This is a genomic window from Streptomyces sp. AC602_WCS936, assembly GCF_019049125.1.
Lineage (GTDB): Bacteria > Actinomycetota > Actinomycetes > Streptomycetales > Streptomycetaceae > Streptomyces.
On record NZ_JAGMUF010000058.1, the window covers coordinates 122,077 to 141,886 of the forward strand.

A 19,810-nucleotide genomic window follows, 5' to 3' on the forward strand; every position below is an offset into this window, starting at 1 on the left:
TACGGCTGTACCATGAAAGAGCCCGATGTGGGCCCACCGGACGATGAGCGGAGAACCAGTCGATGCCCAAGCGGGTGGACCATGCGGCACGGCGGACCGAGATCGCGGAAGCACTCGTCCGAGTCGCCGGGCGACGCGGACTGCATGCCGTGGGGATGCGCGATGTGGCAGCCGAGGCAGGCGTGTCATTGCGACTGGTGCAGTACTACTTCGAGACCAAGGAGAAGTTGCTTCTCTTCGGCCTGGGGCACCTGACCGGGAAGTTCGGGGAGCGGCTCGCCGCCCGGATCCGAGCCGCAGGGGACGGGCCGGCGCCGCGTGCGTTGGTCGAGGCGCTGCTGATGACGGCGTTGCCGACCGACGAGGAAAGCCGTGTCTTCCACCACCTCTACACTTCGTACGCCGTTCTGGCCGTGACCGACCGGACGCTCGCGGCCCAGCCCTTCATCAAGGACCCCGACGCCGCCGAAGCCGCCCTGTCCGACATCCTCCTGCAGGCGCAGGCCGCAGATCTGCTGCGGCCCGGTGTCGACGCGCGGTTGACGGCGGCCGCCCTGCTCGCGATGTCCGCGGGGCTCGGCACCAGCATCCTTGTCGGACAGCGCAGCCCCGAGTCCGCCACCGCCGTCCTGGACCACCACCTCGACCGCGTCTTCCGCTCGGTCGACACGGTCGGCTGACGCGACAGCCGTTCGCGGCCTGCTTCCCGAGTGCCCTGTGGCGGGCGGGCGAGTGCGGGAACGCTCTCCTTGGTCGGCAGCGGCCCGATTCCGCACGTCCGAGCGCCACGCCGGAGCAGGCGATCCCAGGTCAGGAGTTGGTGGCACGACTGCAAGGAAATCGGGTCCGACCACGGCGCCGGCCTGCGACGAGAGCGGCAGCGTGGTGGGTCGAGCCCGATACCCATGAGCACAGCACGCCGCTCTTCCGCTCGACAAGGGAAAGCATCGAGGCGACCGAGGTCTCCGAGCCACCCCGGCGCGTGGGAGTCAGTACGCTGAGTGCAGCGGGATCGGGCCCGCCGCACAGTGTCCGGGAGGCATGTCATGACTGCCGAGATGGTGGCCCCGGCGTGGATGCACCAGCAGATCACGGCCGAGGAGTACGAGTCGTGGTCCGAGGAGCAGTGCGCCGGTATCGAGATCGTGGACGGAATGGTCGTCGTGAGCCCCAGCGCCTCCAAGCGGCACAACCGGCTGGCCCGACTCCTGGCGAACGCCCTGGACGCCGCAGCCGGCTCCGACTGGAACGCCGACACGGATTTCGACGTCCGGCTTCAGGACGTCCCGCTGACCAATCGCCGCCCCGACGTCATCGTCTACCGTGCGGACACGATCGACATCACGCCCACCCGGCCCGAGCACGTACTGCTGGTGGCCGAGGTGGTCTCGCCCGGCTCGGAGACCACCGACCGGGTCGTGAAGGTGGACCAGTACGCCAAGGCCGGGATCGGCTTCTACTGGCGGATCGAGCAGGCCGCGACGGGCACGCCGCTGGTGTATACGTACCTGCTCGATCCCGCGACGAGGACGTACCGCGAAGGGGACGTGTTCGCCGGCACCCTGAAGATCACCGCACCCTTCGCAGCGGAGATCGACCTCGGCCAAATCTGAACCGCTCGTAAGGCAGGCAGAAGGACTGATCAGCCTGCAGCGGTGCGCCCGGCAGACACCTGCGGGTCATGTGCGAAAGCAACCGAGGCTCCCCGGACGAGCGGAGCCCGGGGGCGTGAACCCACGCGGACACCGCCGCGCCTCCGGTCGTGGCGGCTTCGCCATGCCGTGCCCACCTCGTGCCCTTCAGAGCGGACAGCCACGGTCAACAGCAGCACGCACCCAAGACGCACACCCTCGTTGTTGAGTGCGTATCCGCAGGCCAGCACGAGGGCGGCCACCCGAGCGCCGTCGCTTCCCCAGCTGAGAGCGCGAGTTCGATTCTCGTCACCCGCTCCAGGTGTCCCATGCTCAAGCCCCGGTCAGGGACCTGGGGCTTTCGTGCTGCCTCGGCGTGAGTGGCAGGTGGCGCGGCAGACCCGCCGTGAGCCGAGCGGCCATGCCGGGAACAGCTCGCCCGGGCGGCGCTGTTGCATCGACCGACGTATCTCTGCAGGGAGGACTGTTTCATGACCGACCGGCCCTTGACGCTCATGGCGGTACACGCCCACCCCGACGACGAGGCCACCGGAACCGGAGGCGTCCTCGCCCGGTACGCGGCGGAAGGCATCCGCACGGTTCTCGTGACGTGTACCGACGGCGGTTGCGGTGACGGTGCGGGGGGTGTCAAGCCGGGCGAGCCCGGGCACGATCCGGCGACGGTCGCCTTGATGCGGCGTCAAGAACTCGAAGCGAGCTGTGGCGTCCTGAAGATCAGCGATCTGGAGATGCTGGACTACGCCGACTCCGGGATGGTGGGCTGGCCGAGCAACGACGCACCCGGATCCTTCTGGCAGACCCCCGTGGAGGAAGGCGCGGCCCGCCTCGCGGAACTCATGCGGCACTACCGTCCCGATGTAGTCGTCACCTACGACGAGAACGGCTTCTACGGCCACCCCGATCACATCCAGGCCCACCGCATCACGATGGCGGCGCTGGAGATGACCGCGCTGACTCCGAAGGTGTACTGGACCACGATGCCCCGCTCGGGGATGCAACGGTTCGGCGAGATCATGCGCGAGTTTCATCCGGACATGCCGGAGCCGGACCCTGCCGAGGCCGCCGCGATGGCCGAGATCGGCCTGCCTGACGATGAGATCACCACGTGGGTGGACACCACCGCGTACAGCGGTCAGAAGTTCGACGCGTTGGCCGCGCATGCCAGTCAGGGCGAGAGCATCTTCTTCCTCAAGATGGGGAAGGAGAGGTTCGGCGAGTTGATGGGCATGGAGACCTTCGTACGTGTCCAGGACGCCACCGGTGCGGCTCTGCCCGAGAACGATCTCTTCGCCGGACTGCGCTGATCCGCCCGTAGGGCCGGCCGGGAAGGCGCGTCGACCGCGAGGCGGCGGACATCACCCGGCGCACCCCCGGGTGACGTCCGGGTAGGCGTGTGCGCTGGGTGAGTGCCGCCTGTTGATCACGACGTTGGCAGTGACGGGCACAGCGCCTGACCGTTGCGCCCGTCGCGCCTCCGGCGGAGCTCACCCGCCGCCTTCGCGGCCTACGAGGAGACGATGCGCCCCTTCGTCGCCGAGCACCAGGCACTGGGACGCGAGGGCGCGGAGCGGTTCTTCATGCCCCCTCCCCGTCAGAAGGTGCTGGACATGCTCGCCGCCGGCGCCCCGGAGAACACCGGCACGAACCCGGTCCGGCTCCTCGACTACCCGGAATGACCAGCGAGAGCACGGTGGTTTCCCCACCTGGACGTCGCCCCGGGTCAGCGGTCGCCCTCCGCGGCGGCGGTGAGACGTGCGCCGAGTGCCGCGACCGCGGACCGCAGTTCCTCCCCGCCCTGGACGCGGAAGGCGAACGGCATCCTCGCCAGCCATTCCTGCGCGTACATGGCCGGGTTGCGGGTGCTGCCGGTCAGCACGCAGCCCTCCCTCAAGGGTTCGAGCACGCCCATGGGCGGGCGGATCCACGGGGCGACCTCGCCCGGCGGGGCGTCGAAGACCACGCGGGTGGGGAACGCCCAGCCGAGGCCCAGGTTCCGCTCCAGCACCGCCACCGGGTCGAGGTCCTCCGGCGGCTCGAAGGCGTGCCCGGTCGGCCGGACCGTACGGACCCGGTCGGCCCGGTAGGTGCGGATCGCGTTCGCGCGGTGGGAGTGGCACAGCACGTACCAGTGCCCGTGGCGGACGACGAGGGCCCACGGGTCCAGCTCCGCCTCCCACTCGTCGCCGGCCTCACCGCGGTAGGTGACCGACACGCGGCGCCGGGCCGCGACGGCGTCGACGATTTCGCCGGCCACGGCCGGGTCCGGACGGGTCGCATACGGGTTCGGCGCGGCGGACGCGTACTCGCGCAGCTTCGCCGCCTGCCGGCCGACGGTCTCCGGCAACGCCTTGACGACCTTGCCCAGCGCGGTGTCGACCAGGTCGCCGGCGTCGTCCGCGGCCGGCTGGGCACCGAGTACGGCCATCACCAGGCCGAGGGCCTCGGACTGCGTGAAGTGCACGGGGGGCAGCCGCGTTCCGCGGCCGAGGCGGTAGCCGCCGTGCGGGCCCCGGGCCGACTCCACGGGGATGCCGGCCTCCCGCAGGATCTCGACGTACCGGCGTGCGGCTCGTTCCGTCACGTCCAGCCGCTCGGCGAGTTCCGCCGCCGTGGTGACGGGGCGGGCCCGGAGGATGTCCAGGGTGCGCAACGCCCGCGCGGTGGGGCTGAGTTCGTTCACCACGGGAACAGGCTAATACCGGCAGCAGATCGTCCGGATCTCTTTCTACGGTGGCTCCGACACGCCGTGAACGACGAAGACGGAGTACTGATCATGGACATTCTGCTCATCGGTGGCCTGTGGCTGGACGGCTCCGCCTGGGACCGCGTCGTGCCCGCGCTGGCGGCGCTCGGCCATCGCCCGGTGCCGCTCACCCTTCCGGGCCAGGGCGTGGGTGACGCGTCCGCCACGCTGGACGACCAGTTGGCGGCGGTGCTCGACGCGGTGGACGCGGCGCCCGGCAGGCCCATGGTGGTGGGACACTCGGCCGCCTGCACGCTGGCCTGGCTGGCCGCCGACCGGCGGCCCGGGAAGGTGGCCGGGGTCGCCCTGATCGGCGGTGTCCCGACCGTGGACGGTCAGCCCTACGCCGACTTCTTCGAGGTGCGCGACGGCGTCATGCCCTTTCCCGGCTGGGACCCCTTCCAGGGAGCGGACGCCGCCGACCTGGACGACGCGGCCAGGCAGCGGTTGGCGGCGGGCGCGGTTCCCGTGCCCGCCGGTGTGGCCCGAGGGGTGGTGCGGCTGACGGACGAGCGCAGGTTCGGTGTCCCGGTCGTGCTCGTGTGCCCGGAGTTCACGCCTGCCCAGGCGAAGGCGTGGATCGACGCCGGCGACGTCCCGGAGCTGGCCCGCGCCGAGCACGTCGACTTCGCCGACATCGACTCGGGCCACTGGCCGATGGTCTCCCGGCCGGTCGAACTGGCCCGGGTACTGGCGTCGGCGGCCGACACCGCCTGACGTCACTACGTCGATCGGTCGCCGGACGTCCGTCCCCGGTGGGGCACCTGCGGGGACTGTGCCGCCTCCGCTTCCGCCCTGGCGTCGTTGACCGCGGCGGCGGCCTGCTTCCCGGCCTCGTCGGCGGCCGTGGCGGCGTCGAGGGAGACCGACCGGCCCGCCGCGCCGAGTTCGGGGGTCCCCGTGCCCGCCGCCGTGCCGGTGGCGTCGGCGGTGTCGGTGGCGTCGGCGGTGGCCTCCTCCTCCGCCGGCACCGGCTTCGCGGGGCCCGCCGCCGACTGGTCGCCGAAGGCGTGGGTGACGGTCCGGACCGCCTCGGTCAGCTCGCCCGGGATCACCCAGAACGTGTTGTTGTCGCTGCTCGCCAGGTGCGGGAGCGTCTCCAGGTACTTGTAGGCCAGCACCTTCGGGTCGGCGTTGTTGCGGTGGACGGCCTGGAAGACCAGCTCCACCGCCTTGGCCTCGCCGTCCGCCCGCAGGATCATGGCCTGCTGCGTACCCTGTGCCTCCAGGATGTCCTTCTGCCTCGTGCCCTCGGCGGTGAGGATCTTGGCCTGCCGCTCGCCTTCGGCGTGCAGGATGGCCGCGCGCTTGTCGCGTTCGGCCCGCATCTGCTTCTCCATCGCCTCCTTGATGGTGTGCGGCGGGTCGATGGCCTTGATCTCGACGCGGTTGACCCGGATGCCCCACTTGCCGGTGGCGTCGTCGAGGACGGCGCGCAGCCGGGAGTTGATCTCCTCGCGGGAGGTCAGGGTCTCCTCCAGGTCCATGCTGCCGATGACGTTGCGCAGCGTCGTCACGGTGAGCTGGTCGATCGCCTGGAGGTAGTCGGCGACCTCGTAGGCCGCCGCGCGCGGGTCGGTGATCTGGTAGTAGAGCACCGTGTCGATGTTCACCACGAGGTTGTCCTCGGTGATCACCGGCCGGGGGTCGGACGAATACACCTGCTCGCGCACGTCGAGCTTGGTGTTGATGCGGTCCGCCACCGGCACGACCAGGTTCAGGCCGGGCTGCAGCGTCCGCCGGTAGCGGCCGAACCGCTCGACGTTGTAGCGGCGCGCCTGCGGGACGATCCGCACGGTGGAGGCCACGAGGAAGACGACGACGAGGGCCGCCACGAGGATGGGGATGACAACTGGGTCCACAGTGCCTCCATTGCTTGCTGTGTGTTCAGCCGTTCAGTCGTTCAGCCGCTCAGCCGTTCACGGTCATGGCCTCACGGCAGGAGTTCGCGGGGGTAGACCACGGCCGTGGCGCCTTCGATCTCCATGACGTCCACCAGCGCGCCCACCGGGATCACCAGGCTCTCGTCGAGGGCACGGGCGGACCATTCCTCGCCGGAGAGCTTGACCAGGCCGTGGGTCGCGGTGACCTCCTGCACGACCTCGGCCCGCTTGCCTATCAGCGCGTCGCTGCCCTCGCGGCTGAGGGGCTGCTGGGCCATGTGCCGCAGCGCGACGGGACGGACGAGGACCAGCCCTGCCGCCGCCGCCACGGCGAGCGCAACCAGCTGCCCGAGCAGGCCGATGCCCACCCCTGCGACCACGGCGGCGACCAGTGCGGCACCGGCCAGCAGGCCGAGGACCAGCGTCAAGGTGAAGAACTCCGCGGCACCCAGTGCCGCGGCGGCGAGCAGCCATACGAACCACGGCATCGAATCGCCCTCCTTATGGGGCCTTCCCCACCAAAGTACCTTCCGGAACGCCGCGCAGACAGGGTCTTCGCTCCGCCGGCTCACCCCGGGTGGTCCGGCGCGGGCCGGCGGGTGAGAGTGGCAGCGGCCGTGTGCGACGACGGCCCGCGCCAGCCGCCTGCCAGAAGGACGCCGATGACCCACCCCGGCACCCTGATCCTGATCATGGCGGCCGCCGTACTGGCTCCCCTGCTCGTGCACCTCACGGGCCGCCGGATCCGGGTCCCGCTGGTCATCTTCGAGATCGCCCTCGGCATCGTCATCGGTCCGCAGGTGCTGGGCTGGGCGCGTCCCGACGAGGTCGTCGACACGCTCTCCGACCTCGGGCTGTCGATGCTGATCTTCCTGGCCGGTTACGAGATCGAGTTCGCCGCGGTCCGGGGCGACACGCTGCGCCGGGCGTTGTGGGCGTGGCCGGTCTCGCTCGCGCTGGGTGTCGGTGTGGGCTTCCTGTTCAGCGGCGGCGAGGTGTTCGAGGCGTTCGTCGTCGGTACGGCCCTGACGAGTACGTCGCTGGGGACCGTACTGCCGATGCTGCGGGACCGCGGGGAGCTGCGGGGCCGCTTCGGGACGGTGGTGGCGGCGTTCGGCGCGGTCGGTGAGTTCGGGCCCATCGTGGCGATGGCGCTGCTGCTCAGCGGGCGCCGGCCGGCCGAGTCGGCGGCCCTGCTCGTCGCGTTCGGGGTGGTCACGGCCGGCGCCGTGTTCTGGGCGCTGCGCCCGCGCCCCCGGTGGTTCGGCGAGCTGACCGAGCGGACCCTGCACAGCAGCGGGCAGTTCGCGGTCCGGTTCGTCATGCTGCTGCTGGCCTGCATGCTGGGCCTCGCCGAGGTGTTCGGCCTGGACGTGCTGCTGGGTGCCTTCGCCGCCGGGGTGCTGACCCGGCTCGTGCTGCAACGGACCGTGCCGGAGGCCGGCGAGGAGGTTCTCGGCAAGGTGGAGGCGATGGGGTTCGGTTTCCTGGTGCCGTTGTTCTACGTGGTCACCGGGATCGAGTTCGACCTCGACGCCCTGCTGCACGACCCGGTCGCCCTGCTGCTGGTGCCGGCCTTCCTGGTGCTGTTCGTCCTGGTGCGCGGCGGGCCCGTGTACGTCCTCGCCCCGAAGGACCTGCACCGCGCCGATGGGACGGCGCTGGCCCTGTTCGCCTCGACGTGCCTGCCCCTCGTCGTGGCGATCACGACCATCGGCGTGGACCAGGAGCTGCTGGGCACGGACCGGGCGGCGGCCCTGGTCGGCGCCGCGATGATCTCCGTGCTCGTCCTCCCGCTGCTCGCGGCGCGGTCGCGGGCGCGTTCGGCGCGCGGCGGGGCGGGAGGGGGCGAGCGCCGCGGACCCCGTCCCGCGCGGGGGTCGGCGGACGACACGGAGGCGTGGTGAGCGGGGCGGGGCCCGGCCCCGACTCGACGCGCCGTCCTGTCTTCGACGCGGCGGCGAAGTTGGACCCGCCCAGCACGAACGCCGTGAGCAGTGCCGTGGAGCGCCAGGGCCACCGGTGGCGGTGCTCCTCGTCGTCCCGCCGATGCCACCACGGGGGCCCGTGCCGCCACCACTGCGGCGGCCCGTCCTGTCTTCGACGCCGGACAGGAGGTCACGCGCTGCGACCCGGCCGGACGGGGCGTGCGGGGCCTGTCCGCCGAGGGCGCTGACCGACGAGGTCCTGGCGACCGGTGAGCCGCTGCGCGGCCGGCCGGTCCGGGGCCGGACGCCATGGGCGTGTCCGGGCTGGGGGCCTCGCGGACGGGTGACGGTCAGCCGGCCGCGTGCAGCACCCGGAAGCGGCCGGGTGCCGCCGGGTCCCGGTCGACGACCTGGACCGGGGGCGAGGTCCACTGCCACACACCGGTGCCGGGGGTGCGGTCGAACCGTATCCGGCCGCGGGTGCCGTCGACCGCGGTGTGCGGCCAGGACGCGGCGAGGTTCGCCCGGTCCGGGCCGTGGGCGCGCAGCATGGCGGCGAGGACCGTGACGGTGTCGTAGCCCTCGAAGGCGACGAAGGAGGGCGCCTCGGCCAGCCGCTCCCGCAGGGCCGCCCCGACGCGTGCCCCGAGAGGGCCCAGTCGCTCGGGCAGGTACCGCAGGAAGGGGACGCCGGCGCCGTCGTCGCCCAGCAGCGCCGCCCACTCGGTGAACTCCGGCTGTCCGGCCGGGGCGCCTGTCAGGAGCCCGGCGAGGCGCCGGTCGCGGCGGACGGACCTGACGAGCGGCACGGCCGGGTCCGGGAAGCCGGTCAGCAGGAGCAGGGCGGTGGCTCCGTCGGCGGCGAGTTCGTCGCACACGGCGGCGGGCGTGAGCGCGCGGGCGTCGAGTTCGGTCACGGTGCCGCCGCGCGGGGTGAGGCGGTCGCGGAGAATGCGGGTGCCCGAGGCCCAGTACGCGCTCGGTTCGGCCGCCACGGCGATACGGGTGTGGCCCTCGCCGAGGAGGAAGTCCGCGTAGGCCCGCCAGCCGTGCGACTGCGGCGGGGGAAGCCGCGCGACCGATTCGGCCGGCCGGTCGGTGAGCGCGTCGAGCACGGCCGACGAGCAGAGGAACGGCAGCCCTATGACGTCGGCCCTGGTGGCGGCGGCGCGGGCGACGACGCTGTGGTACTCCCCGGCCAGGGCGGCCACGCCGAGGCCGGCCAGCTCGTCCACGGCCGCGGTCGCCCGCCGGGGATCGGCGGCGGTGTCCCGGACCACCAGTTCGAGCGGCCGCCCGCCGACCCCGCCGGTGTCGTTGACCTCGGCGACGGCCAGTTCGAGTCCGGCCAGCAGGTGCCGGCCCGCCTCGGTCCAGCCGGGCCGGGTCAGCGGTGCGAGGGCGCCGATCCGGACGGTGGAACCGGTGGAGCGCCGCGGCCCGGGGTGGGGTGCTGGTGTGTTCATGGGTCGCAGTCTCCCCGTGCCGACGGCCCGGCACCGCCACCACCCATACTTCTACATATTTGTAGAAGCTAAGCTGTCCGGACAGCAGTGGGAAGGAGCGCGGAAGTATGGGTGTCATCGCCTGGCTGGTGCTGGGACTGCTCGCCGGAGCGATCGCCAAGGCGATCCTGCCCGGACGGGATCCCGGCGGTTGCGTCGGCACGACGGTGACCGGCATCGCCGGTGCCTTCCTCGGCGGCTGGCTGTCGGCCGAGTTCCTCGACCGACCGGTGCAGCGGGAGTTCTTCGACGCCGCGACGTGGGGGTCCGCCGTCGTCGGCGCCCTCGTGCTGCTGGTCGGCTACCGCCTGTTGTTCGGCAACTCCCGGCGCTGACCGGAATGTCCGCCGAGCCCTCTGTCACGTCGCGTCACAGACATCGAGAAGGAGTACGCAATGGGAGTGTCCCTGGCCAAGGGCGGCAACGTCTCGCTGAGCAAGGAGGCCCCCGGCCTGACCGCCGTACTGGTCGGCCTGGGCTGGGACGTGCGCACCACGACCGGCACCGACTACGACCTGGACGCCTCGGCGCTGCTCCTCGACGCTTCCGGCAAGGTCCCGACGGACGGTCACTTCGTCTTCTACAACAACCTCACCAGCCCGGACGGTTCGGTCGAGCACACCGGCGACAACCTCACCGGTGAGGGCGAAGGCGACGACGAGGCGGTCAAGGTGAACCTCGCCGCCGTGCCCGCCGAGATCGACCGGATCGCCTTCCCGGTCTCCATCCACGACGCGAGCAACCGCGGCCAGAGCTTCGGCCAGGTCCGCAACGCCTTCATCCGCGTCGTCAACCAGGCCGACGGCCGGGAGATCGCCCGCTACGACCTCTCCGAGGACGCCTCGACCGAGACCGCGATGGTCTTCGGCGAGCTGTACCGGCACGGCGCGGAGTGGAAGTTCCGGGCCGTGGGGCAGGGCTACGCCTCCGGACTGGCCGGTATCGCCGCCGACTTCGGCGTCAACGTCTGACACGACATCCAAGGAAGAACGCCACATGATCACGCTGACGAAGGAAGACGGCCCCGCGGACCTGGACGGGGTGACCCACCTGTCCATCGGCGTCTCCTGGGACCCGACCGCCGGCAGCAGCGGCGGGGTGCTCGGCAAGCTCCGCCGCAAGACCGGCACCGACCTCGACCTGATCGCCGTCGCCATGCAGGGCGGGGACCCGGTACGTCTGGCCGGCCTCGACTCCCTCGACCCCATGGGCAACGGCTCGCTCCTGCACAGCGGCGACAACCAGACCGGGCACGGGGACGGCGACGACGAGACGGTGACCGTCGAGTTCGCCCGGCTCCCCGCCCCCATCACGTCGGTCGTGTTCGTCGCCGCCGCCTACAAGAAGGGCAGCGCCTTCCAGAAGGCCCGCAACATCAGCTTCAAGGTCTACGACGCGACCGGCGGCAGCACCCAGCAGGTCGCCGACATCTGGCCCAGCCTGCTCAGCCAGGACAACGCCTGCGCCGTGGCCAAGGCCGTGCGGGTGGACGGCGCCTGGAAGCTGGAGGTCGTCAACGAGACGGGGAAGGTCAAGCAGGGCGACGAGCACGCGCTGATGCGGTTCGCGGTCACCAAGTAGCCGTTGCCGAGGCGCTCTTCCCGGCGGCCGGGTCCGCCGGGGACCATGCGGCATGCGATCGGACGACTGGCGGCTCACCGAGGACGTCGACGACTTCATGGACCGCGCCGGGGACTTCCTGCGCTCGCGCCCCGGCCTGCACATCGCGTCGCTGACGGCGATCGAGAGGCTGCGGGCGCGCGGGGCGGCCGCGTACGGTCCCGGGCCGGCCTTCTTCGGCCGGCTGGTGGACGGTGGCGAGGTCCGCGCCGCCTTCCACCGCCTCCCGTCCCGCGGCCTGGCCCCGACACCCCTCACCTCCCGACAGGCCGACGCCCTCGCCGCGCACCTGGCGGACCTCGGCCACCAACTCCCCTACGTCAGCGCCGAGGACCGCACCGCCACCGCCTTCGCCGAGGCGTGGCAGCGCCGCACGGGGGCGACGCCCACACCGCGCGTACGGCTCCGCCTGCACCGCCTCGGCACGCTCACCCCGCCGGACCCCCTTCCGGCGGGCCGGGGCCGGGCCGTGGGTGAGGAGGACCGTGCCCACCTCATGCGCTGGTGCGCCGAGTTCGCCGCGGACGTGGGGGAAGCCGTCACGATCGACGCCGGCTCCTGGGCCGGCACTCGGTTCGCCGACAAGCGCTACACCTACTGGGAGCGGCCGGACGGCACGCCCGTCTCCATGGCCGGCGCCAATCCGATGGTCGCCGGGGTGATCCAGGTGGACCCCGTCTACACCCCGGCCCGCCTGCGCGGCCACGGCTACGCGGGTGCCGTGACCGCCGAGGTGAGCCGGGCCGCGCGGGCCGCCGGCGCCCGGGAGGTCGTGCTGTACACCAACGCGTCCAACCGGACCAGCAACGCCCTGTACCAGCGCCTCGGTTACCGCCCGGTCGCCGAGTGGTCCGTGTACGACTTCGCGGTCAGCGCCGGCTGAGCGAGCGGGCTCAGAGCCGGCTCGAGCCGCGCTTCCGCCTGCCGGGGCACGGTCACCGGCTTCGGCTCCCACTTTCTGGTGGTCCGCACGTAGCCGTGGACCACCGAGGCCATGGCGAGCAGGAGGAGCGGTCCGAACACCCACGGGTCGCGGGCCATTTCCAGGGACAGGTAGCGGGACGACGCCAGGACCGCCGCGAAGACCACCGTGCCGTGAGCGACCAGCCAGACCCCCGACCGGTCCCAGCCGCGGTCGTACGAGCGCAGCGCCGCCTCGATCGTGACCGCGAACACCACGCCGGCGATGAGGTCGATGCCGTAGTGGTAGCCGAAGCCGAGGGTCGCGGTGAGCGTGGCGACCAGCCAAAACGTTCCTGCGTAGCGCAGGAGGCGCGGGCTCCGGCGGGTGTGGATGAAGATCGTGACGGCCCAGGCCGTGTGCAGGCTGGGCATGCAGTTGCGGGGCGTGACCCCGTCGTACGTCACCGGGTGGGGCGGGGCGAGCGGGGGCAGGGCGTCCGGCCAGATGTTGGCGACGGCCCATTCCTCGCCGCCGGTGCCGAAGGCGCCCGTGCCGTAGAGGAAGACGGGCCCGACCACGGGGAAGATCATGTAGACGGCCGGCCCCAGCAGGCCGATCAGCAGGAAGGTGCGCACCAGGTGGTGCCGGGGGAAGCGGCGCTCGGCGGCCACGTTGCGCAGCTGGTACAGCGCGGCCACGGCCGCGGCCACCGCGAGCTGGGCGTAGACCCAGTCCAGGACGTGGGGGCCGACCGGTTCGGTGGCCTCGACCAGGCGGCCCATCACCCACGACGGGTTGCCGAGCGCGTGGTCGGCGGTCGCCACGTACTGGTCGAGGACGTCCGGGCGGGTCTTGGAGGTGATCAGCAGCCAGGCGTCACCCGTCTTGCGCCCGGCCACCAGCAGCAGGCCCAGCCCGACGCCCTTCAGCAGCAGGACGCGGTCCGGGCCGGTGCGGCGCGTGACGGCGACGACCGCGCAGCCGAGGATCGCCCACAGGGCGCCGTTGCCGAACGAGTGCCCCTCGGTCACCGTCGCCCCGGCCGCCCACCGCACCACCGCGAAGACGAGGTCGATGCCGACCGCGGCGCCGGCCGCGAGGAACCGCTGCCGCCAGGTGAGCACCACCATCGTCAACGCCAGGCCGGCGTAGAGCAGCGGCCCCGACGCGGGGGCGAATATCGCCTCTCTCGCCTGATTGGTGAGCGGGCCCCGCTCGCCGTAGCGACGCGCGGCGATCTCCAGCACGACGAGGAATGCGAGGGCCGCCACACCCGCCACGGCCCAGAGTCTCGCCCGTGGCTGGCGGCATATTCGTGAAAACACCCGCGGTGGCATGTGTCTCAATCTTTATTCTGTTTGCTATGAAATAGCCCGAAATGGCCTCAATAGCAAGGAATCCGGCGAAAACGACGGGCGGTGAGCTGGGGCTGGTCGTCTTCCTGTCGAAGGGAAATGTACGGGCCCGTCGACAGGAGAAGACGGGGGGATGACGGAACGGGTTCCGGCGCGGGTTCCGGCGCGAGTTCCGGTGCGGGTCAGGCCCTGGAGGGTTCGGCCGCCTCCCAGACGAATCCGTCGGGGTCGCTGAACGGGCGGGAGGCGCCGGAGAGCACGAGCCGGTGCGATCCGGTGCCGTCGGGAGCGACACCGGCGACCTTGGCGAGGCCGCGGCGCTTGTACAGGGACAGCTTGACGGCGCCGGAGCCGGTGTCGAACTCGACGTACTTGCCGCCGAAGCTCTTGGCGACGGCGAGGCCCTGCCCGGCGTAGAACTGCTTGCTGGCCTTCACGTCCTCGACGCCCAGCAGGAGCACCAGTTCGTCGAAGTCCCGGGTGACCGGGCCGGTGTCCTTCTTCTTGGACGTCGCGAGCTGCCACACCGTGCCGTCGGGTGCCTGCACCACGCCGCCGTAGCCCCACAGCGACTTGGCGGCGGGCTTGAGGACGGTGGCGCCGGCGTCGACGGCGGCGGTGAAGAGCGCGTCGACGTTGCCCGGCTGGGAGACCACGAGGGAGAGGGTGAAACCGCGGAAGCCGGTCGTGGGGGCCTCGGAGGCGCGCAGGCGCAGCCGCGACGAGTCCAGTCCGAAGGCGGCGGAGTAGAAACGGGCGGCGGCCTCGGGGTCGGCCACTTCCAGGGTGATGGAGTCGATGGCGTTCATGTCGTCGACGGTACGGGCGGCCGGGCCGCCGGTGCTTCTCGAAAACTGACGGGTCCGCGCCGGCCCCGGCGGCGGGGCGTCCCCGAGTCGTCCGCCACCGCCCCGGAGCGCTCATCGCCGACGCGGAGCGCTCATCGCCGACGCGGAGGCCCGCTCCGCCGGGGACATCCCCGTGGCGATCATCGAGCACGAGAGCCAGTACGCCGCGCTGCCCGAGTACCAGCCGGCCCTCCGGCCCTCACCCTGAAGGCCGTGAAGGACGTCACTGCCCAGGTCCGGGGGTAGCGCGCCGTCCCCGCAGGTCGCCCCGGGGCCGGGTGCGAATATTCCCCATCCGACCCGGTCGGAGCGGCTTTTTTCCGGCCCTCCGGCGAACCTGGCGTGCTACTGTCGTAGGAAGTTGCAGTTGTGGTTGCCTGAAGGTTTTTTCCGACGGGGTGATCATCACGGCGACCGGAGTTCGCACAGGGTGAACTCCGAGCACCGTCCCGAAGGAGAAAAACATGGCTTCCGGTACCGTTAAGTGGTTCAACTCGGAAAAGGGCTTCGGCTTCATCGAGCAGGACGGCGGCGGCCCCGACGTCTTCGCCCACTACTCGAACATCGCCGCCCAGGGCTTCCGTGAGCTGCTCGAGGGCCAGAAGGTGACGTTCGACATCGCGCAGGGCCAGAAGGGCCCGACCGCCGAGAACATCGTCGTCGCCTGACGCGCTCGCATCACTTCGCAGCCAGGGCCCGCACCGTGGGGTGCGGGCCCTCGCTCGCGTTTCGTTTCACTTCTCTTCGCTTCGCTACGCTTCGTAGCATTCCGATTCGCCGCGTTTCGATTCGTTGCGTTTCGATTCTCTTTTTTTCGTTTCCCGGTCCGCGTCCGCGCAGAGCAATGCGCCGACAGCGGCCGAGCCGGCTCGTTCTTGCGATTCACCGCGCAGTTCCCTCGCTGCGGGACTCCCTTGATACGTGCCGTATCAAGGAAGGTTCCCCATGAACCGCGTACGCACCAATGACCGCCGACGCTCCGGCGGCGGCGGTCCCCGCCGCTCCCAGGCCCCCGGCCGCAGGCCGGCCGCCCCGCAGGGGGAGTTCGCGCTGCCGAAGACGGTCACACCGGCACTGCCCGCCGTCGAGACGTTCGCCGAACTCGACATGCCGGCCCGGATGCTGGCCGCGCTCGGCGACGAGGGCGTGACCGTGCCCTTCCCGATCCAGGCGGCGACCCTGCCGAACTCCCTGGCCGGGCGGGACGTGCTGGGCCGTGGCCGCACGGGCTCGGGCAAGACGCTCGCCTTCGGTCTCGCCATGCTGGCCCGCACGGCGGGCCGGCGCGCCGAGCCCAAGCGGCCGCTCGCGCTCGTCCTCGTCCCCACCCGGGAGCTCGCCCAGCAGGTCACCGACGCGCTGGCGCCGTACGCCCGTGCCGTGGGCCTGCGCTCGGCGACCGTCGTCGGCGGCATGTCGATCGGCCGGCAGGCCGGCGCGCTGCGGGGCGGCGCGGAAGTCGTCGTCGCCACGCCCGGACGCCTCAAGGACCTCATCGACCGGGGCGACTGCCGGCTGGACGACGTCATGATCACCGTCCTGGACGAGGCCGACCAGATGACCGACATGGGCTTCATGCCGCAGGTCACCGCCCTGCTCGACCAGGTGCGGCCGGACGGGCAGCGGATGCTGTTCTCGGCCACCCTGGACCGCAACGTCGACCGGCTGGTCCGCCGCTACCTGACGGACCCGGTGGTCCACTCCGTCGACCCGTCGGCCGGTGCCGTGACCACGATGGAGCACCACGTGCTGCACGTGCACGAGGAGGACAAGCAGCGCGCGACCGTCGAGATCGCGGCGCGCGACGGCCGGGTGATCATGTTCCTGGACACCAAGCACCGGGTGGACCGGCTGGTGAAGCAGCTGCTGAAGAGCGGCGTCCGCGCGGCGGGCCTGCACGGCGGCAAGTCCCAGCCGCAGCGCACCCGGACCCTCGCCCAGTTCAAGGACGGGCACGTGACCGCGCTGGTGGCGACGAACGTCGCGGCCCGCGGCATCCACGTCGACAACCTCGACCTGGTCGTCAACGTCGACCCGCCCGGCGACCACAAGGACTACCTGCACCGCGGCGGCCGTACCGCCCGGGCCGGCGAGTCCGGCAGCGTCGTCACCCTGGTGACACCCGACCAGCGGCGCGAGATGACCCGGCTCATGTCCCTGGCCGGCATCACCCCCCTGGTCACGCCGGTACGTTCGGGCGAGGCGGAGCTGACCCGCATCACCGGTGCGCAGGCGCCGTCCGGAGTGCCGGTCGTCATCACCGCGCCCGTCGTGGAGCGCCCGCGTCGTGCGGCGGCCGGCGGGGGTTCCTCCTCCCGTCGGCGCCGCGGTGGCGGCGGTGGCGGGCAGGGCCGCACCGGCCAGCCGGGCGCCGGCCAGGGCGGCGCGGGGCAGAGCCGTGCCCGCCAGGAGAACGCCGGGCAGGGCCGCACCCGTCAGGAGGGCCCCGGCCGGCGGCGCGGCGCCCCGGGCACCCAGGGCCGGCCCGCCGGTGACGCCCCCCGTCGCGGGCCGCGACGCCGGTCCTCCGGTGGCGCGTCGGCCTAGGAACCACGACCCGGCAAATCCCATCCGCCCCGTCCCCTACGTGGAGGCATCATGCGCTGTGTCATCGCCCGGTACCCGTTCGACCTCACCAAGGGCGGGGTGGTGGAGTCGATGAAGGGCATCACGCCGGAACCCGTCACGGGCGAGTCGGTGACCGTCGGCCGCCGCCGGTACCCCGTCAAGCAGGTCGGCGAGGTCGTCACCCGGCAGGACCGCCGCGACTTCTCCGCCGGCGAGGTCACCCGGGCCATGGCCCGCCTGGGCTTCACCTGCCACGCCGCACCCGGTGCCGAGCCCGCGCCGTCGGCGTCCGCCGTCACGCCGGTCGAGGCGGCGTCCGCGCTGCTCGGCGGCACCCCCGCCCCTCAGGACCGCTGAGGTCAGAACAGCTCCGTGGCCCGGCCCTCGTCGTCCCAGCGGACCTCCAGCACGCGCTGGACGGCCGCGCGGTCGACGGGGCCGAACACGTGCGGGAAGAGTGTGCCGTCGGCGACGCCCGGCGGCGGGCCGGGTTCCGCCGCCTCCCACACGCACCTCGCGGTGAGCCGGTCCTCGTCGAGGAGCAGCGCCACCAGGGGCCGCGGCGCGCCGCGGTAGAAGGCGTTGACGACGGCGAGCGTCGTCTCCTCGTCGGGCGAGCAGTGGACGAACCCGTCCCGCGTGAGGGATGCGGGCGCGTACGGCCGGTCCGGGTCGGCGTTCCACTCGGCGAGCGGCAGCACGTGGTAGATCATCGTGCAGTTGTAGCAGCCGTACCCGCCGTGCCGTCCCGCTCCACGGGGTCGTGCGCCGAGGGCGTGGGCGCCGCGGTGCCGGGTGCGCTCGGCGGTGCCTGGCGGACGGGCGGATCGCTCGGCTCGGCCGACGGTGCGGAGGCCGACGGCGTGGCGGCGGTCGGCCCGGCGCCCTCGGTCGGCAGGGCGGGGCTCGGGTCGGGCGACGGCGACCGCGTGGAGTCGCGGGGCGGGGCCGGGCTCGGTGAGGTCTCCGGCGTGGGGGCGACGGGGGCCGGGGCCAGCGGTGGCGCCGGACGCGTGGGCGGGGCCGGGGCCGCCCGGTTGAGCGGCAGCGCGATCAGCACGGCGGCGGCAGCGGTCGCGGCGGCGCCGGCCGCGGCGCGCAGCAGCCGGCGGCGGGACGCGGCCCGGCGGATCGCCTCGTAGCGGCCCGGCGGCGGGCCGAGGAAGTCGGCCCCCGGGCGCAGCACGACCAGCAGCGGATCGTCGCCGTCCCGCTCGGGCCCCGGGTCGTCCGGCCCGTCCTCAAGGCGTGTGGTCAACGCTTCTCCTCAGGTGGACGCGGAGCAGTTCACGAGCCGCGTGCAGGTCGGCCTTGACGGTCCCCTCCTTGCGCCCGGTCAGCACGGACACCTCCCGGATCGGCATGTCGGCGTAGTAGTGCAGCAGGATCGGCACGCGCAGCCGCTCCGGCAAGGACTGTACGAGCAGCCGCACCGAGGGGTCTGCCTGCTCCGGGTGCGGGCGCACGGCGACCTCGGCCGTGACCCGGCGCACCGCCCGGCGCTCGCGCTCCAGCTTGCGCCAGTGGTCGCGGACGAGGTTGGCGGCGGTGACGTAGAGGAAGCCCCGGGGTTCGTCGACGGACGTCCAGCGGGCCCAGAGCCGGGTGAACGCCTCCGAGGCGATCTCGTGGGCCGTCTCGTCGTCGTCGACGAGACGGCGGCACCAGCCGGCGAGGCGCGGATACAAGGCGGCGAACAGCTCGGACGCCGCCCTGTCACGGGACCGTTTCAACGCTCTCCGCTCGTGGTCGCGGTGGCGGTGGCGGTCGCGGTCGCGCTCAGCTCGGCGAAGACGATGACGTTGTCCCGGTACTCGTCGCCGCTGCGCGGCCCGCCGCAGGTGATGAGCCGCAGCTCCGGGCGGTCCACGTCCCCGTAGACGTCGTCGGTCGGGAAGTCCGCCTTCGCCACCGTACGTACCTCGGTGACCGTGAACTCCGCCGCCGTGCCGTCCTCCCGGCGCGCCTCGACCCGGTCGCCCCGGCGCAGTTGCCCGAGCCGGCGGAAGACCCCGTCCCCGTGGGTGCCGACGGTGACATGGCCGAGGACGACGGACGGTCCGACCTGGCCCGGGGTCGGCGAGTGCCGGTACCAGCCCGCGACGTCGTCGTCCGTGACCGGCGGGACCTCCACCGTGCCGTCGGCCGCCAGCCCCAGCCGCATCACCGGGGTGTCCACGCCGATGGCCGGGATGCGCAGGCCGACCGGCACCGAAGGCGCCAGGGGCCGCACCTGCTTCCCGGCCGGGGCGTGGGCCGTGGCCGCGGGCGGCCGGGCGGTCGTGTTCCCGTCGCCGGGCCCTGGACCGCCCGCGTCGTTCCCCTGGCCGCCGCAGCCCGCGAGGAGGACCGCGGCCAGTACGGCGGTGGCGAGGGCGCGCCCGGAGCGCGGGGTCATGCCCCGGTCGCCGCCCGCCGGCGGCGTACGACGAAGAGGGCCGCGCCGCCCGCGAGGAGCCCGGCACCGGCGCCCGCGCCGATCAGCCCGGCGTCGCTCCCGGAGGACGACGGGGCCGCCGTCCCGGTGTCGGCCCCGCCCTCGGGCACGACGGACACCTGGCCGTCGGCCGGCGCCTCGGACGGCTCGGCCGCGGGGGCCGGGACGCTGGCGGAGGGCGTCGGCGCCTCGGACGGTGCGGCGGTGGGGCTCGGGGTGGCGGTGGCCGGGGCGGACGTTGCCGGGGCGGAGGGGGTCGGGGTGGGATCGTCGGCGAACGCGGGGGCGGTGCTCGCCAGTACGGCGGTGCAGGCCAGGGCCACGGCGCTGAGGATGGTGCGGCGCATCGGGTCGCTCTCTCTCGTCG

Annotated in this window: 24 protein-coding genes; 13 read left to right on the plus strand and 11 right to left on the minus strand. The window is 72.7% G+C overall.

Annotation, left to right across the window (positions count from 1 at the left end; all coding sequences use genetic code 11):
* Window positions 1–62 precede the first annotated feature (62 nt).
* The 4 genes from KUM03_RS21125 (at window position 63) to KUM03_RS21140 (ending at window position 3,328) form a co-directional block, all read left to right on the plus strand.
* Window positions 63–680 carry a TetR/AcrR family transcriptional regulator gene (locus KUM03_RS21125; protein ID WP_217250839.1) on the plus strand — a complete coding sequence of 206 codons (618 nt, stop codon included), beginning with the start codon at window positions 63–65 and terminating at the stop codon, window positions 678–680.
* 366 nt (window positions 681–1,046) lie between these two features.
* A complete protein-coding gene (locus tag KUM03_RS21130) occupies window positions 1,047–1,613 on the plus strand; it encodes a Uma2 family endonuclease (RefSeq protein WP_217250840.1) in 567 nt (188 codons plus the stop codon).
* A 509-nt stretch (window positions 1,614–2,122) separates the two neighbouring features.
* Entirely contained in the window at window positions 2,123–2,956 is an 834-nt protein-coding gene (locus KUM03_RS21135) for a PIG-L family deacetylase (RefSeq protein ID WP_217250841.1), read from the plus strand.
* Window positions 2,957–3,169: 213 nt separating this feature from the next.
* Entirely contained in the window at window positions 3,170–3,328 is a 159-nt protein-coding gene (locus tag KUM03_RS21140) for a hypothetical protein (RefSeq protein WP_254399653.1), read from the plus strand.
* Between the two features lie 44 nt (window positions 3,329–3,372).
* Here KUM03_RS21140 and KUM03_RS21145 read toward each other — a convergent pair whose 3' ends face one another.
* A complete protein-coding gene (locus KUM03_RS21145) occupies window positions 3,373–4,335 on the minus strand; it encodes a YafY family protein (protein WP_217250842.1) in 963 nt (320 codons plus the stop codon).
* A gap of 90 nt (window positions 4,336–4,425) precedes the next feature.
* Here KUM03_RS21145 and KUM03_RS21150 point away from each other — a divergent pair, with 90 nt between their 5' ends.
* On the plus strand, window positions 4,426–5,112 hold the full coding sequence (locus KUM03_RS21150; RefSeq protein ID WP_217250864.1) for an alpha/beta fold hydrolase: 687 nt from the start codon (window positions 4,426–4,428) through the stop codon (window positions 5,110–5,112).
* 5 nt (window positions 5,113–5,117) lie between these two features.
* On the opposite strand, the gene KUM03_RS21155 is transcribed toward KUM03_RS21150, so the two are convergent.
* On the minus strand, window positions 5,118–6,257 hold the full coding sequence (locus KUM03_RS21155; protein ID WP_217250843.1) for an SPFH domain-containing protein: 1,140 nt from the start codon (window positions 6,255–6,257) through the stop codon (window positions 5,118–5,120).
* A gap of 71 nt (window positions 6,258–6,328) precedes the next feature.
* Complete coding sequence (locus KUM03_RS21160) at window positions 6,329–6,766, minus strand: NfeD family protein (RefSeq protein ID WP_217250844.1); 438 nt, start codon at window positions 6,764–6,766, stop codon at window positions 6,329–6,331.
* 174 nt (window positions 6,767–6,940) lie between these two features.
* Here KUM03_RS21160 and KUM03_RS21165 point away from each other — a divergent pair, with 174 nt between their 5' ends.
* Window positions 6,941–8,185 carry a cation:proton antiporter gene (locus KUM03_RS21165; RefSeq protein ID WP_217250845.1) on the plus strand — a complete coding sequence of 415 codons (1,245 nt, stop codon included), beginning with the start codon at window positions 6,941–6,943 and terminating at the stop codon, window positions 8,183–8,185.
* A 371-nt stretch (window positions 8,186–8,556) separates the two neighbouring features.
* Here the strand turns inward: KUM03_RS21165 and KUM03_RS21170 are convergent, their stop codons facing one another.
* A complete protein-coding gene (locus KUM03_RS21170; RefSeq protein WP_217250846.1) occupies window positions 8,557–9,672 on the minus strand; it encodes an ABC transporter substrate-binding protein in 1,116 nt (371 codons plus the stop codon).
* Between the two features lie 107 nt (window positions 9,673–9,779).
* Here KUM03_RS21170 and KUM03_RS21175 point away from each other — a divergent pair, with 107 nt between their 5' ends.
* The 4 genes from KUM03_RS21175 to KUM03_RS21190 are packed head-to-tail and all read left to right on the plus strand — an operon-like array spanning window position 9,780 to window position 12,214.
* A complete protein-coding gene (locus tag KUM03_RS21175; RefSeq protein WP_217250847.1) occupies window positions 9,780–10,046 on the plus strand; it encodes a GlsB/YeaQ/YmgE family stress response membrane protein in 267 nt (88 codons plus the stop codon).
* Window positions 10,047–10,106: 60 nt separating this feature from the next.
* Window positions 10,107–10,682: a TerD family protein gene (locus tag KUM03_RS21180; protein ID WP_217250848.1), complete on the plus strand. Its 576-nt coding sequence runs from the start codon at window positions 10,107–10,109 to the stop codon at window positions 10,680–10,682.
* Window positions 10,683–10,707: 25 nt separating this feature from the next.
* Window positions 10,708–11,292: a TerD family protein gene (locus KUM03_RS21185; RefSeq protein ID WP_217250849.1), complete on the plus strand. Its 585-nt coding sequence runs from the start codon at window positions 10,708–10,710 to the stop codon at window positions 11,290–11,292.
* A gap of 52 nt (window positions 11,293–11,344) precedes the next feature.
* Complete coding sequence (locus KUM03_RS21190; protein ID WP_217250850.1) at window positions 11,345–12,214, plus strand: GNAT family N-acetyltransferase; 870 nt, start codon at window positions 11,345–11,347, stop codon at window positions 12,212–12,214.
* On the opposite strand, the gene KUM03_RS21195 is transcribed toward KUM03_RS21190, so the two are convergent.
* The gene (locus KUM03_RS21195; RefSeq protein ID WP_308406370.1) at window positions 12,160–13,515 is read right to left on the minus strand and encodes a phosphatase PAP2 family protein; all 1,356 of its coding nucleotides are present in this window, start codon (window positions 13,513–13,515) and stop codon (window positions 12,160–12,162) included. The two genes, KUM03_RS21190 and KUM03_RS21195, sit on opposite strands and share 55 nt — an antisense overlap.
* A 257-nt stretch (window positions 13,516–13,772) precedes the next feature.
* Window positions 13,773–14,399 (minus strand): VOC family protein, encoded by a 627-nt coding sequence (locus KUM03_RS21200; protein WP_217250851.1) that lies wholly within the window; start codon window positions 14,397–14,399, stop codon window positions 13,773–13,775.
* Window positions 14,400–14,902: 503 nt separating this feature from the next.
* On the opposite strand from KUM03_RS21200, the gene KUM03_RS21205 reads away from it, so the two are divergent.
* The 3 genes from KUM03_RS21205 (at window position 14,903) to KUM03_RS21215 (ending at window position 17,363) form a co-directional block, all read left to right on the plus strand.
* Window positions 14,903–15,106 (plus strand): cold-shock protein, encoded by a 204-nt coding sequence (locus KUM03_RS21205; RefSeq protein WP_019324834.1) that lies wholly within the window; start codon window positions 14,903–14,905, stop codon window positions 15,104–15,106.
* 277 nt (window positions 15,107–15,383) lie between these two features.
* Entirely contained in the window at window positions 15,384–16,985 is a 1,602-nt protein-coding gene (locus KUM03_RS21210; RefSeq protein ID WP_217250852.1) for a DEAD/DEAH box helicase, read from the plus strand.
* A gap of 51 nt (window positions 16,986–17,036) precedes the next feature.
* On the plus strand, window positions 17,037–17,363 hold the full coding sequence (locus KUM03_RS21215; RefSeq protein ID WP_217250853.1) for an SCO5918 family protein: 327 nt from the start codon (window positions 17,037–17,039) through the stop codon (window positions 17,361–17,363).
* 2 nt (window positions 17,364–17,365) lie between these two features.
* Here KUM03_RS21215 and KUM03_RS21220 read toward each other — a convergent pair whose 3' ends face one another.
* From KUM03_RS21220 to KUM03_RS21240, 5 genes are read right to left on the minus strand one after another with little or no spacing between them, the layout of a single operon-like run.
* A complete protein-coding gene (locus KUM03_RS21220; RefSeq protein WP_217250854.1) occupies window positions 17,366–17,719 on the minus strand; it encodes a DUF952 domain-containing protein in 354 nt (117 codons plus the stop codon).
* Window positions 17,716–18,264 carry a hypothetical protein gene (locus tag KUM03_RS21225; protein WP_217250855.1) on the minus strand — a complete coding sequence of 183 codons (549 nt, stop codon included), beginning with the start codon at window positions 18,262–18,264 and terminating at the stop codon, window positions 17,716–17,718. Before KUM03_RS21225 ends, KUM03_RS21220 begins: the two co-directional genes overlap by 4 nt.
* Window positions 18,248–18,739 (minus strand): RNA polymerase sigma factor, encoded by a 492-nt coding sequence (locus KUM03_RS21230; protein ID WP_043371515.1) that lies wholly within the window; start codon window positions 18,737–18,739, stop codon window positions 18,248–18,250. The genes KUM03_RS21225 and KUM03_RS21230 overlap by 17 nt, the downstream gene beginning before the upstream one ends.
* On the minus strand, window positions 18,736–19,404 hold the full coding sequence (locus tag KUM03_RS21235; RefSeq protein WP_217250856.1) for a class F sortase: 669 nt from the start codon (window positions 19,402–19,404) through the stop codon (window positions 18,736–18,738). The genes KUM03_RS21230 and KUM03_RS21235 overlap by 4 nt, the downstream gene beginning before the upstream one ends.
* The gene (locus tag KUM03_RS21240; protein ID WP_217250865.1) at window positions 19,401–19,790 is read right to left on the minus strand and encodes a Tat pathway signal sequence domain protein; all 390 of its coding nucleotides are present in this window, start codon (window positions 19,788–19,790) and stop codon (window positions 19,401–19,403) included. The genes KUM03_RS21235 and KUM03_RS21240 overlap by 4 nt, the downstream gene beginning before the upstream one ends.
* Window positions 19,791–19,810 lie beyond the last annotated feature (20 nt).